This is a genomic window from Haladaptatus rarus (assembly GCF_054177585.1).
In genome coordinates this window covers 45914-59003 of record NZ_JBPEHG010000021.1, presented here as the reverse complement: position 1 = coordinate 59003, position 13090 = coordinate 45914, and the positions used below count along the sequence as shown (strand labels likewise).

The 13090-nt window shown below is 54.3% G+C and carries 11 protein-coding genes and 1 pseudogene; 3 read left to right on the top strand and 9 right to left on the bottom strand.

Annotated features, from left to right (window positions below):
* Positions 1–124: 124 nt before the first annotated feature.
* Positions 125–391: pseudogene (locus ACR3FE_RS27830) on the top strand (hypothetical protein); the annotation flags it as partial.
* Positions 392–780: 389 nt separating this feature from the next.
* Here the strand turns inward: ACR3FE_RS27830 and ACR3FE_RS24990 are convergent.
* Both ACR3FE_RS24990 and ACR3FE_RS24985 read right to left on the bottom strand, forming a co-directional pair.
* Complete coding sequence (locus ACR3FE_RS24990; RefSeq protein WP_458210561.1) at positions 781–2058, bottom strand: RNA-guided endonuclease TnpB family protein; 1278 nt, start codon at positions 2056–2058, stop codon at positions 781–783.
* A 2-nt stretch (positions 2059–2060) separates the two neighbouring features.
* The gene (locus tag ACR3FE_RS24985; RefSeq protein ID WP_458210560.1) at positions 2061–2210 is read right to left on the bottom strand and encodes a DUF2080 family transposase-associated protein; all 150 of its coding nucleotides are present in this window, start codon (positions 2208–2210) and stop codon (positions 2061–2063) included.
* Positions 2211–2466: 256 nt separating this feature from the next.
* Between ACR3FE_RS24985 and ACR3FE_RS24980 the strand changes: the two genes are divergently transcribed.
* Positions 2467–3483: an endonuclease/exonuclease/phosphatase family protein gene (locus ACR3FE_RS24980; protein ID WP_458210559.1), complete on the top strand. Its 1017-nt coding sequence runs from the start codon at positions 2467–2469 to the stop codon at positions 3481–3483.
* Positions 3484–4511: 1028 nt separating this feature from the next.
* Here ACR3FE_RS24980 and ACR3FE_RS24975 read toward each other — a convergent pair.
* Positions 4512–6476, bottom strand: a complete 1965-nt coding sequence (locus ACR3FE_RS24975; RefSeq protein ID WP_458210558.1) for an archaea-specific SMC-related protein — start codon at positions 6474–6476, stop codon at positions 4512–4514.
* A 120-nt stretch (positions 6477–6596) separates the two neighbouring features.
* A complete protein-coding gene (gene rdfA, locus ACR3FE_RS24970; RefSeq protein ID WP_458210557.1) occupies positions 6597–7202 on the bottom strand; it encodes a rod-determining factor RdfA in 606 nt (201 codons plus the stop codon).
* A gap of 265 nt (positions 7203–7467) precedes the next feature.
* On the opposite strand from rdfA, the gene ACR3FE_RS24965 reads away from it, so the two are divergent.
* Positions 7468–7884: a helix-turn-helix domain-containing protein gene (locus tag ACR3FE_RS24965; protein WP_458210556.1), complete on the top strand. Its 417-nt coding sequence runs from the start codon at positions 7468–7470 to the stop codon at positions 7882–7884.
* Between the two features lie 685 nt (positions 7885–8569).
* Here ACR3FE_RS24965 and ACR3FE_RS24960 read toward each other — a convergent pair.
* From ACR3FE_RS24960 to ACR3FE_RS24940, 5 genes are all read right to left on the bottom strand, one after another.
* Complete coding sequence (locus ACR3FE_RS24960) at positions 8570–8806, bottom strand: hypothetical protein (RefSeq protein WP_458210555.1); 237 nt, start codon at positions 8804–8806, stop codon at positions 8570–8572.
* 64 nt (positions 8807–8870) lie between these two features.
* The gene (locus tag ACR3FE_RS24955) at positions 8871–9971 is read right to left on the bottom strand and encodes an oligopeptide/dipeptide ABC transporter ATP-binding protein (protein ID WP_458210554.1); all 1101 of its coding nucleotides are present in this window, start codon (positions 9969–9971) and stop codon (positions 8871–8873) included.
* Positions 9968–11077, bottom strand: coding sequence for an ABC transporter ATP-binding protein (locus tag ACR3FE_RS24950; RefSeq protein WP_458210553.1), 1110 nt, complete (start codon positions 11075–11077; stop codon positions 9968–9970). Before ACR3FE_RS24950 ends, ACR3FE_RS24955 begins: the two co-directional genes overlap by 4 nt.
* Complete coding sequence (locus tag ACR3FE_RS24945) at positions 11078–12094, bottom strand: ABC transporter permease (RefSeq protein ID WP_458210552.1); 1017 nt, start codon at positions 12092–12094, stop codon at positions 11078–11080. It abuts the gene before it with no gap.
* Positions 12084–13085 (bottom strand): ABC transporter permease, encoded by a 1002-nt coding sequence (locus tag ACR3FE_RS24940; RefSeq protein WP_458210551.1) that lies wholly within the window; start codon positions 13083–13085, stop codon positions 12084–12086. The genes ACR3FE_RS24945 and ACR3FE_RS24940 overlap by 11 nt, the downstream gene beginning before the upstream one ends.
* Positions 13086–13090 lie beyond the last annotated feature (5 nt).

The following is a 13090-nucleotide window of genomic DNA, read 5'->3' as shown; positions in this document are numbered from 1 at the left end:
CTCCGAGTTCAGCAATTCAAATGGGAACATATCGGGTGACGCGAACGCGTCACCCTTGCCCGCTACGATTTCTAGCGGCAGCTATCCCCGACCAACAATCTGCTTCTGAAGAGCGTATTGGAATAACATTATCATCGGCCTTGCGGTATTCCTTATCGCGAGCTACGATTCTTATCGGTTGGCAAACGGCCTATCCATTGGGTTAAGCGGTGCAATGTTCCTAACACTATTAGGAGTTTGGATGATTCTTGTCTCATTTACGCTGACCTCAGTGGGAACTGCTCTGTTCTGGAGTAATCTCATCCCCGGTGTGCTAGTGGCGATCATTGCGGTATACACCGCCTACTTGACCCGAGAGGTTTCCGAGGTCGTTCCAACGGGTGGAACCTAGCGGTTCGATCTTTCATCAGCGATACGGTCGGTAGTTGTAGGACTTGAAAGTAGTTCGGATCGCTGGTGCGCTCCCGAACCCACCGCGGGCCGTCGTTCCATTAGTCTCGACATACCCTGACCAAATTTCCTGTGAGTAGTTTCAAATCGCGCTGAAACGGCTATATCGGATTAGTGCGACTGTTCGTTCCACCCCTGAACTGGCGGGGCCATCGAAACGCTAGCTGTCGAAATGCATGTCGACAACTTCGATAGTTTCCGGAAGCGGGTAGGCAACCACAAACGGGATTGACCTCCTCCACGCCCTAAAGGGCGTGGAATCCCACCATGGGATTTCGGCGTCCTTCAGTTACGCCATCTGGTTTCAAGACGCATCCGCGCTCGCCTCATCTACCTCGCCCCCGCAGTGCCAGTATCGCTCTGGGTACTAGGTTCGGTCTCCGCGAGCGTATCTTGTGGCCCGGTCAAACAGGCCCCATCCCCGCCAGAGTCATCGCCAGTCACCTTCTCGCCCGAATTCGAGCCGGTTCGGGGCTGGCTCTCTCCAGCAGGGTCGTATCTATCTGCAATGTTGAGCGCGGCGTTGATATCCGCCTGATACTCTGACACCCAACACGACGCGTTCGTACACGTGAACATGCCCTGGCATGGGCGAGAACCTTGCTCGCCGCACGCGTGGCACCTCTTCGACGTGTACGCGGGATTTACCGTCTCGACGGGGATCCCGTGTTCCGCCGCCTTGTACGTGATTTGCGCATGGAGTTTGGCGAACGCCCACCCGTGCAACCGACGGTTCATGAACTTGCCATAGTCCAAACTTTCACGAATGTGTTGGAGGTCTTCCATCACTAAGACAGGATTCTCGACGTCCCGGGCGTGGGAAACCACTTCACTCGACACGATGTCGATGAGATGGTCGATTCGTGCCCAGAGCTCGTCTCCATACTCGTCGACGAGGCGGTCTGCCTCGCGTCGTTGGAGGCGATGAGTGGCCGTGAAGTAGGTTTTCCGGAGTCTACGGACTTCACGACTCTCATTGCTCCAGATGGTGGGTGTGGTCGGGGTGCCGCGCTCGTCACGGTGACACACCGTGGCTAAGGCAGCCTCCCCGATATCCACCCCAATCGGCGTCCGTTCTTCACCAGACGTCGAACTGGAAACGTCGACCGTTCGCGTCACAACCATGTGAAAGTACCACTCACCATCCCATTCGATGAGTTGGCACTCACCCATCTCCGCGTCGTCGTGGTACAGGGCTTCGAGCCAGTCGCGCTTGTTCGCCGGAGGTTGTGCGGGTAACCATAGATGGTAGTCATCATGGTGGGGGATTTTGACGTACCATTCGATGGCGTTCTGTGGCTTGTGGTCGAGTTGTGGCCCCTCGTTGGTGAACCGAACGGGATGCGTGCCCGCTTTGAGTTCGTCCGCATCATACGTGTCCTCGTCGAGCAAGTTTGGGACGTACTGTTTGAGGGCGTTCTTCGCGTACCCGGAGAGGTCGTAGTCCACGACCACGTCATTTGTTTTGGTCTGGGTGTCGCAGTTGTGGTCGAACGCGTCGTGGAGCGCATTGTTGTACGCGTCGACGGTCTCACGGAGCTTGCGCTGTTTGTGCGCATTTGGGTCAACAAGTTTGAGTTTCAGCGTCTCCGTGAGTTCCTCGGTCATAGTTATTCGTTGGTACTTGGGTCACTGGTGCGGACGATTTTGACGTCTGCGCCTCGCCAGTCTTTGGGGACGAGGACGTGTGCGCCATTCCCCGTGGGTTTGACCTCGCCCGTGATGACTTCGTGACCATTGATTTCGAAGCGATCCTTCATAGCTCAGTTTATACATTGTTTCAACGTAAACGTTACGGCCGATGGAAATCCAGTCCTGCTGATGTGCATGGATTCTGAGGCTATGCCTACCGCTCGACCTCCGCCTAAAGACGGAGGTATGCGCTAGCGACCCATATCAAGGAGACCAGCAGAGTGACTATCCCTACAACGAGCACCGGTCGAAGTGCTGGAGGTTGACCGGAGCAGTATACGTTTATGATGCTGAGTAGCGAATAGACTAATAGAGGAACGAAAAATGTCGACGCAACTACGCATCGCGACGTTCAACCTCGAAAACCTTGATGACACAGACGGCGGATCACGATGGGATCCAAGTCTCGACGAACGGATCGAAGTTCTCAAGCCACAACTGGAGCGAATACGCGCAGACGTGCTTTGTCTCCAGGAGGTTCACGCGCAGGAACCGCACGGAACCCCTCGAGAACTCCTCGCCCTCCAACGCCTCCTCCAAGGAACGCGGTACGAACACTATCACATAGAGACGACAAAGTCGAGCGACGGCGACCCATACAACGAACGAAACCTTGTCGTAGTCAGCCGATTTCCTATTGAATCAGTCGCACAATACCGACAGAACCTCGAACCCAACGCACCAGTTCCTGAGTACCGAAAGGTGACAGCCGACCCACCCGAAACGGCTGAACCTATCCGCTGGGAGCGACCAATACTCCACGCCGAACTCGACATCGGTGACGGTCAGACGATCCACGTCGTCAACGTTCACCTGAAGTCGAAGATTCCGACAGATGTGAATGGGCAACGCGATGATGAGGATCGGTTCCTCTGGCACTCGATTCCGGGGTGGGCTGAGGGATACTTCGTCTCTTCGATAAAGCGCGTTGGGCAGGCGTTGGAGACGAGGCAGCTCGTCGACGGCATTTTCGATGAAGCTGAACAAACAGATAAAGATGCCTTCGTGGCCGTCTGCGGTGACTTCAACGCAGACATTGACTCCGTCCCGGTCAACGCCATCCGTGGCCCTGTTGAGGAGACGAATAATCCAGAGTTGGGCTCTCGGATCATGGTACCCTGCGAGACGACGGTGCCTGAACCCTCGCGATATACGCTGCTCCATCTCGGTCAACAGGAGATGATCGATCACATCCTTGTCTCTCGCCCGCTTCTCGCATTTTACCGCGGGACAGAGATCCACAACGAGATACTGCCTGACGAGTCTGGCGCATTCCGATCTGACAAACTCTTCCCCGAGTCGGATCACGCACCAGTGGTGGCTGAGTTCGAACTACCTTGAAAAATCTTTTCTTGACAACCTCAATATAATTGTTTCAAAGGTTAAAGTTTAAACATTAGAGTAATCACCCGTGGGAGCACTCCTACGGGTTCGGTTGCGAGTCTGTGGGTCACTCTGTCTACTACTTCGTACTCCCTATTGATGACAACCGCGTTATCAGGTACTATTACCTCGTAGTAAGCGGTATTACCGTTCTGTTATTTGTTTCTATTTAGGTTTTCACCAGTAGTTCTTCGCTGCTGTGTGATGTAGAGCTTTTCTTATCTCTTAGTAAGAAGGTGAGAGATTGGCTTGACTACAGCCTCAGAAACCACATTGAAAATTGATTTAAGGCACTACAACGGTGAACTGACCGCTTCCATACGAGCTGGGTTGGCAATTGACCGGTCATAAGACGCTGGGTTCAGCAGTTCAGGCGCTATAATTACCTCAATCGACCGTATCAAGCACTCGACCGACGATCTCCCGAGGTGATTATGTAGACAATACCCCTAGAGCCATCTCTCGTGACATCCTCCCGCGCCTGAAGACGCGGGCCTCCCACCCGGTGTTGGCCGGGCAGGTCAATCCTGAAGGTTGGGAGTCTAAGGTTTGCTGGACAGTCAGCCAGTGGCAGTGCCACACTACCGTTACTCCTATCCGGTGAGGGACTTGGAGGTACCTGATTGTTTAACGACTGTCGGCGTGGGCGGCTTACTTGTTTGGTTTTGACTCTCATCATGGCAAACACCGAGTCAACTGCCAGTTTTCCACGCACGAACCCCTCTACGGTATCGTTTGTTAATGTATTGTTGGATTCATCTGGTGGCTAAAGCCACCAGTATTCTCCTCGAATCACTATAACTCCTGACCAGACCCAGTATTCGATAGTCTTGAATGCGTCGGCTGTGTCGCAGCTAACAGATTCACGCCACCCATTACAGTCCTGTTACTGTAACGGAGTTCTTTCCTCGGAAGGTAGTCAGCTAAACACCTTGTTGCGCGGTTTTACAATGTAATCGAGAACTGTGATGTGAGGAAGAAAGTAATCAGATCTCGGTCACGCGTTCATATTCATCATCGAGTGCCGTAGCGTCTTCGGGCAGTAGTGCAGCGACGAGGTAGCCCGCGTACTCGCTGAAGTAGTCAACGAGTGTTGCAATTCGATTGGAATCGATCGCTTCAAGCGAGTCAAGCAAGATGAACGGCACTTTCTCGTACACATCGTGGACGAGATACCCTGCAAGCGCGAAAACGAGCCCCGTGACTTCTCGCTCACTCTCACTGAGATGGTCGATCGTATCCTCGTAGGTCGTGCCGGATTCAGCGGTGCGAATCACATGGAGGTTGAACACGGTTTTCGTGACTTTTCGGCGACCCTCTCGGACGTCACGTTCGACGCGGTCGATCCAGATGCGGTCGAGATTTTTATAATCGAGGATATCAAGGACGGTCTCCATATGGCCGTTGAATTGGTCGACGGCATTCGCTTCGATCTGATCGATGCGCGTCCGCAGATCCGCGAGTTCTTCCTGAATCGCTTCCCGTTGCGCTTCGAGTTGCTCCCGTTCAGCGACTTGCGATTCGATGGACGTGATCTCTTCTTCGACGTCTTCGAGGTCGGATTCCAGACGACCAAGTTCGAACTCCAGCTGGTTCGCCTCTTTGTGGAGATCCAATACGTCATTGTATTCCTCTTCTTCGAGTGCTTCGACTTCCTTCTCGAGGGCTTCGATATCGTCTGTGAGGTTAGTTCGTGTCTCACGGAGCTCTTCGAGACGAGTCTTGCGCTCGTCGAGTTCGGATTCGAGTCGCTGCCGTCGTCGCTCAGTCTGCTCACGCTGGCGCTGTTCCTCCTCAAGCGCCTGCTTTTCATCTTTCAGCTCGGCAATCTCAGCATCAAGTGACTTCCGGTCAGCAAGGTGTTCTTCCCGGAGATCGCGAAGCCGCTCAACTGTTTTCTCGATCGTTTGTTTCTCGACTTCCGACCCACACGTCCAGCAGCCGATCGTCTCTGTATCAGCTACAAGTTGATCCGTAATCGACTCAGCCGACGATGACGTGGACTCATCATCGGTCTGAAGTGCGTCACGCAGTTCGGGACTCGTCCCCTCCAACATCTCTTCGTTGAACTGAATGATCGTCTGGAGTTCGGCCATCGTCGACTCCAGTCGTTGTTTTTGCGCACGGCGTTGCTGGATTTGATCTTCGAGGGTCTCTAGTTGCTCGGCCGGCGTATCGGCGAGGTCGGCGTCTTCCGTTTCCAGTTCGGTCGCTTCGTCTTCGAGTGCCTCGATACTCTCTTCTTCAGTCGAAATCTTGAACCGGACATCTTCGAGGCGCGAACGGGTATCACTGAGTTCGTCGAGTTTCGTCTCAAGTTCGGCCTTGTCTGCCTTTGTCTCACCGATATCGGCATCCGCATCTTCCAATTCAGCTTCTTTCTCTGCGAGCTCGGCCTGTTTCTCCTCGATTTCGGTTTCCAGCCGTGTCCGTTCCTCTTCGAGGCCGGGCAGTTGCTGTTTGAGCGAGTCGAGTTCTGAGAGTTCGTCGTCGAGCTGGCGTTTCTCGGTTTCTAACTGCTCGATCTCGGCCTGGATCGCGTCCGTATCGACGGGTCGCATGATGAGATCGCGGAGATCGTCGCCACGCGCGACGGCACGGCGGGCCTCGTTCGATTCGAGCAGGAATGCGAACAGGTCGGCGAGTTCCGGATCATCGAGATATGGATCACCACTTGTTGTGACCGTTCCATTCTGGCGTTTAAGGGTTCGGGTGTAGGTCTCGTCACCGATCGTCAGTTCGACCATCCCCTCATCGGCATCGCCTTTTAGCGATGTTTGGTCGGATCCAAGCGCCGCCATAATCGCCTGGAGGAAGGACGTTCGATTTGTCGCGTTGCGACCGGTGAGTGCTGTTACACCCGGAGAAAGGGTAACCTCTGTCTCGTCTATACCACCGATATTACGAACGCTCAGGTCAACCTGAGCCAGATCTTGTCGCGCTATTTCCATACAAGATGGTTACCCTCCACCCTTATTAATAGTTCATATTTAGCGACGTTACATTACAGACATACCCCTGTAATGGATTGCGGAGGGGTTGAGCTATAATGGTGACAGAGGGCTGTAGAGTCAGTCACCATCGGTGGGACAGTCACAGCCCCCTTCCTGAAGAAGTTCGTCAGCAGTCAAGGATTTACCACACGTATTGCAGACGACGCGAAGGTCGACGAATAGCTCGAAATCACCGAGTGAGATTTGATCGGCACCCCGAAGATCTTCTAGCGTCTTCTTCGTGACGACAGTTGTTCGATTGCGCAGTCGTTGAATCCTCTCAGTACCTTTTTCGAGTCGTGAGGATTCCTCGTCGTCTTGCGATGGATAGTCCACACTCCGGTATTTCGTCAAATACGTATGAATCGCTTGATGTGAGACGAAATCCTGCTTAAGCTGTTTGACATTGAGTCCGTCACGTGTGAGTGCACTTTCTGTCTCTGTCCGTACCCCGCTACTAACCTCATCACTCGTTAATAAGCGGTAAATGTTTTCGACCTCTCCATCGAGTGTTGATACTCCCGCGTCGGTTAGTGCCGCACGTAGCACTTCCTGATTAAGCAAATCAGCAAGCTCTCGAAGACTGTATTGCGTGTCAGCGTCACCAAGCCAGTACTTTTCAAGCGTATCTCCGAAATCGCCTAATCCATAGTCATCGATCACTCGTTGTACTTTACTCGCCATTCCTATGTTGACTTCGTCGCTCGGTACTCTTTGAATTGTCGATATCCTCGTCAATTCTGCGGTTCGTCGGTGTAAGCCACTTTATTCAACAAGATATAGAATATCAAGATTTACTTGATATTCTTGCACTTTAGAACTATTTGCCTAAAGGACTCCCGCAGTGTAGATTATTTTTTTATACGTGCGTTATATTACTCTACTACCGACTCGCTGGTTTGTGGATTGTACCAAAACTATTTACACGATACATTCGTAGTGTCACTTAATGTCCCACTTGGAGAACATCTCAACTGACGAACTCCGGAATGCACTCGAGAATGTGAATGACGTGCAAGCAACGAAGCGACTCATGGTGGCGATTGCCTACAAACAGGGCGTCTCTCAAACGGACTTGGCCGAGTGGTACGGGCTCTCGCGTAAGACGGTGTACAACTGGCTCCACCGATTCGAGGAGAACTCGATTCGCAAAGCAGCCAGCGACAAGGCCCGTCCGGGTCGCCCACCGAAACTCGATCGTGAAGAAAAATCCGAAGTCTACCAGTTACTAGATGAGCCACCTGCAAACGCCGGATATGACGCTGAGGAGTGGAGTATACCCCTCGTTCAACGGCTGTTGGACGAGCAGTTCGATGTCACTTACTCGCGCACAAGTGCCTACCGGCTACTAGCACACGATAAGTAACTTATTTTGGAATATTGCCGGATTTATACAAACAGTAAAAATACAGTGATGTTATCGGTGCGTATTAGTAAGCTTAAATAATGTTGGAGAGGGCTCGAAACTCAGCACCCAGATGTCGTGCACGGACGTTCTGTGGACTCCAGTGGATTTTTGATTCGAACACTTTACGACGAAGATCCCGTTTTCAAGGGATTCAACGAGCAAGAGATACTCACTGCATCCCAGACAGATGAATTCGTAGTGTATTATGGTAAGCAAACACCATACGATGGCGATGTCCTGGCTGCCACTGTAGAATCCTCTGTTCGTCATCCAACTCAGAAGTCTTTCCTTCATTGGCAGGTCGGTGAGGGACGTGTCCTTGGAATCGGACATGGATTACATTCTCCCTCAGATGACTCTTACTCTCCAGCCCGTTCACAGTTATTTGGAAATGCACTCTCATATCTTGCGGGTGAAGGAGAGGTACTGCCCACAATGGGGCGTCCAAATGTAATCACGTCCAAAGACCCCTCAACTGACAAGACTCATATCGTCAGTGTACAGGATAGTGATTGGGAGATAGATAGAGTCAGTCAGGGTATGGAGAACAAAAGCCTCAGACGAGAGGCACTGGATCATCTGTCTATTATCGTTCTCCGATACAAGATACTAATTACACTTTCGTCTTCTTCTAGTTTCTGTGTCAACGGTTCTCCATCGCGCGTTTCGTACAGTACCAATAGGCCGACCCGAAGACGAGCAGACAGAGAGTAACGAGTATCGCGTCAATAACGGCGATAACGTACCCCTGTGATCCACGATTCAACAGGACCAACGGGAAGCTAAGCAACAGCCCCATAACGATGACGACAGCCAGGAGTATCGGAATCTGGTCTCGCTGACTGCAGATCGCATCGAGCACCGCGTCACGTAGTGTCATGGTCTTATATTATTAGACGGATGTGATGAACGTCCCGATCGTCCCGACCAGGCGATCGGACGGTTCAATCTTCGAGTTCGGGGCTGTCCCAATACTCATGATCCTCCTCGGACCGGAAACACGCAACACGGTGGGAGTCATCACGTCGTTCCAATCCTGGTTGTTGGTTCTTACAGACCTCTCTGGCCTTCGGGCACCGAGTGTGGAACCGACACCCACTGGGCGGGTTGATCGGGTCGGGGATGTCAATCTTTCGCATGGGCGGCTCCCCCGCTTCTTTCGCGTCCAACGAGAGGTTCGGCGTTGCCCAGCGAAGTACCTTGGTATAGGGATGTTCTGGGTTCTCGATGAGCTGTTTTGCTGGGCCGACTTCGACCACGTTCCCCAGATACATCACACCGACGCGACCATCGCCGTGTTCAGCGAAATACCGCGCGTTCGAGAGGTCGTGTGAGACGAAGACGAACGAGGTGTCAAAGTCATCCTGGAGATCGAGCATCAGGTCCATCATCTCGACGCGCAAAGAGACATCGAGCGCGCTGATCGCCTCGTCGGCCAGGATGACGTCGGGGTTCATGAGCAGCGCACGTGCGAGCGCGACACGCTGTTTTTCGCCTCCGCTGAGTTGGTGCGGGTAGCGGCCAGCGAAGTCCTGGGCAGGCGTCATTCCGACTCGCTCCAGAAGTGAATGAATCCGCTCCCGTCGCTCACTACCATCCACACTCGGATGCGTCAGTGTGATTGGGTCGGAAAGAATCTCGACGATGCGTCGGTTCGGATTGAGGGAACTACCGGGGTCCTGGTGGATGATCTGTAGTGACGATCGAATATCAGAAAACGACAGATCGGTGTTCCCGGCTTTCGTCTCCCAGATGTCCCGACCGCGGTACTTCACAGATCCACCAGTCGGCCGCTGGAGTCCGATGGTCGTCTTCCCGAGCGTGGTCTTCCCACAACCGCTCTCCCCGACGAGCGCGAGAACGTCGTTCTCCTGGATGTCGAGTGAGACACCATCAACCGCTTTGACGACGTCCGGCTCCTCGAAGAACTCGAGCAGTCCCTGTTCTTTCTCGAAGTAAACTTCGACGTTGTCCAGAGAGATCAGCGGATCGGTACCACCGTCGACTTCGCTGGCGACTCCTGCAGTCGCGTCCGGACGGCTCATTGCTGACCTCCCTTATCCTCATAGAAGCCCGCGTTGTCGGTACTCCCATCCGTCTGTCTCGTTTTAGCCTCCGTTAAGTTGAGTTCGATCTCGTCTTTAGCTCGTTCCCAGTGATGACAGGCGACGGAGTGGTCGTCCTCAACCATCTCGAACTTCGGATCGGAGACGGTACACTCTTCAGTCGCGAGCGGGCACCGATCGGCGTACGAACAGCCGTCCGGGACGTTCACGGGTGCGGGACTCTTTCCTGGAATTGGTTTCATCTCTTCGAGTGGGGCGTCGATGTTCGGTGTCGAGTTGAGCAATGCACGTGTGTACGGATGGCCGGCGTCGTCGATGATCTGGTTTCGCGGCCCGGCCTCGACGAGTTCGAAAGCATACATCACGGCCATCCGGTCAGCCAGCGACGCGACCAGCGGCAGGTCGTGTGTGATGAACACCATCGTCACGTCATACTTTTCCTTGAGATCCTCGAGCAACGTCAGGATCGACCGCTGCATCAGTAGGTCCAGCGCAGCCGTCGGCTCGTCCATGACGAGGACTTCCGGCTCCAGGAGGAGACTCAAGGCGATGAGCGCACGTTGTTGCATACCACCACTGAGTTCGTGGGGATACGAATCGAGCACTCGCTCCGGGTCGAGATAGAGGTCCGAAAGGAGCTCGCGCGCGAAGACCATCCCCTCGGCGATCTCTTGATCGTGTGCTTTGAGTGTGTCCTTGAACTGACTCCCGACTTTCATCGTCGGGTTGAACGAACTCATCGCGCCCTGGAACACCATCGAGACATCGGCCCACCGGTACGATCTGAGATCGTCGTCACTCAGGGTTAACACGTCGACGGTCGTGTCCTCGTCGGGGTGATAGAGGATCTCACCGGAGAGTGTGCCCGGTGCAGGGATGGCGTCGAGCATCGCGGATGCGAGCATCGACTTGCCGCTGCCACTCTCGCCAACCACACCGACAATCTCGTTACGTTCGACGGCGAAGGTGACATCGTCGAGGACGTATGTCTCGCCGCCGTCGTAGGTGACACTCGCGTTCTTGATCTCCAGTATCGGGTCTTCGACTTCGTCCAGTTCGGTCAGTTGCTTGCTTTCGATAGCCATTCAGAGCACCTCCGTCATGCCTGTGTCGTCGTCCTTCGCGGTCGATTCGGATTCCCCTGCCATCCGGGTCCGGACGCGAGGGTTGAACACGCGGTCCATCCCCTGACCCAACAATATCAACGCGAGTGACAGTCCCATGATGGCAATCATCGGGAAGATGAGCCAGTGGGCTGCCTGCCATGTGAACAGCGCGCCACCGTTGTAGGCGTAGTTTAGCGTGACGCCCCAGTTTTGCGTCGAGAAGGGCAACACACCCAGGAAGAACAACCCGATGGATGCGAACACGACGTACCGGGCTGCGAAGACGAAGTTCACCGTCACGTACGGCATCAAGTTCGGAATGACGTCTTTGAGCAGGATCCGTGGCGTACTGACACCCATAGTTCGGGACGCCTCAACGTAGTTGTCCTCACGGATAGTCAAGACCTGTGACCGGAGTGACCGTCCCAGGCCAGCCCAGTAGTTGACATTGATGAGAATCCCGAGGATGATCGGGTTCTTCGGGTTGAACGTCACTGCGAGAATGACGACCAGCGGGAGGCCCGGGATAGCCATCACGACGTCTGAGAACGACATAAGCACCCGATCGACCGTCCCCCCTTTGTACCCCGCGAGCGTTCCGACGGCGACGGCAATCACCGTCGCCCAGAGACCACCAGCAGCGACCATTAGGAGGATGTCTGGTGTAGAGTGAATGATCAGCGACAGCAAGTCCACCCCGGACATCGTCGTTCCGAGGGGGTGATCCCAGCTCTGGAACGCCCCCACCAGCCGCGGTGCCTGGTTGGTCGAGGGGGTGCGATAGAGGTCGAAGATCGCGACGATCGCCATCCCGACGTAGACACCCATGATAAGGAGTCCGAGCCGCGTTCGGCCGTCCGCCCAAGCGACCATCGCCGGTTTGCGGATTCGTTCCTCGAAGTACTCCGCGACCCTGTCTCGAAGCGTCACATCCGGCGATTCCGTGCTGTCTGATCGCCAGCTGATGTTCTCCTGTTGTTCGGCCTTAGTAGGCATCGGAGTCACCCCGACTGATGCGCGGATCGATCTTGCTGTAGGTCAGGTCAGCGATGTAGACACCAATAACGAGTGCAACGGTGATGACGAGGAAGGTCCCCATCATCAGGGGATAGTCGTTCGACTTGAGCGCGGACCACAGATACCATCCGAGACCGGGATAGGAGAAGATCCGTTCGAGGATGATCGTCCCGCCGAGTCGGAAGCCCAGCAACAGCAGAAACCCAGTGTACATTGGGAGAATCGCGTTTCGGGCAACGTACCACGTGGCGATGCGTCTGTCGGACAGCCCACGAAGTCTGGCGACCTCTACGTAATCGTTCCCCAACACCTGTATGCTGTTGCCGCGCATCGCGAGTGCCTGTCCCCCGATGCCGCCGATTGTGTATGAGAAGATCGGCAGCGCCGCGTGTTTGAGTGCACTCACGAAAAACGCCAGTGTCAGTCCTGTCTCGACGTCGGTTCCGACCGTCCCAGCCGTCGGAAGCCACTGAAGCTGATAGGCGACGATGAACAGGGATAGGACAGCGACGACGTAGAATGGGACCGACATGAGGCTGATCGAGAGTCCCGAGACCAACTGGTCGAATCTGGATCCTTCCCAGTAGGCCTGGATCGCACCAAGGAAGATCCCGAAGACGAAGATGAGGACTGTTGAAACGAGGACGACGAAGATGGTCCACGGAACGGCCTCAGCGATGATCTGTGAAACTGGTTCGCCGAGCTTGATAGATTGTCCGAAGTCACCCTGCATGGCCGAGAGCATGTAGTGTAAGTACTGTTCCCATATCGGTGCGTCCGGTTGGATGTTCTGTAAGTTGGCGATGCGTGCATCGACTTCCGAGGCGGGCACACCACTCTTCAGCAATCTCGCTCGGAGCAGTGTGAACGGGCCGCCTGGGAGGAGTCGAATCAGGCCGAATGTCAGGCTCGCGACCAGGAAGATGGTTGCGAACATTCTGGTGGTTCGGCGTATGTAATAGTTACCCATAATCT

Coding starts and splice junctions, on each gene's coding strand:
- ACR3FE_RS24990 (WP_458210561.1), bottom strand. CDS start 2,058: ATGACCGAGGAACTCACGGAGACGCTGAAACTCAAACTTGTTGACCCA.
- ACR3FE_RS24985 (WP_458210560.1), bottom strand. CDS start 2,210: ATGAAGGATCGCTTCGAAATCAATGGTCACGAAGTCATCACGGGCGAG.
- ACR3FE_RS24980 (WP_458210559.1), top strand. CDS start 2,467: ATGTCGACGCAACTACGCATCGCGACGTTCAACCTCGAAAACCTTGAT.
- ACR3FE_RS24975 (WP_458210558.1), bottom strand. CDS start 6,476: ATGGAAATAGCGCGACAAGATCTGGCTCAGGTTGACCTGAGCGTTCGT.
- rdfA (WP_458210557.1), bottom strand. CDS start 7,202: ATGGCGAGTAAAGTACAACGAGTGATCGATGACTATGGATTAGGCGAT.
- ACR3FE_RS24965 (WP_458210556.1), top strand. CDS start 7,468: ATGTCCCACTTGGAGAACATCTCAACTGACGAACTCCGGAATGCACTC.
- ACR3FE_RS24960 (WP_458210555.1), bottom strand. CDS start 8,806: ATGACACTACGTGACGCGGTGCTCGATGCGATCTGCAGTCAGCGAGAC.
- ACR3FE_RS24955 (WP_458210554.1), bottom strand. CDS start 9,971: ATGAGCCGTCCGGACGCGACTGCAGGAGTCGCCAGCGAAGTCGACGGT.
- ACR3FE_RS24950 (WP_458210553.1), bottom strand. CDS start 11,077: ATGGCTATCGAAAGCAAGCAACTGACCGAACTGGACGAAGTCGAAGAC.
- ACR3FE_RS24945 (WP_458210552.1), bottom strand. CDS start 12,094: ATGCCTACTAAGGCCGAACAACAGGAGAACATCAGCTGGCGATCAGAC.
- ACR3FE_RS24940 (WP_458210551.1), bottom strand. CDS start 13,085: ATGGGTAACTATTACATACGCCGAACCACCAGAATGTTCGCAACCATC.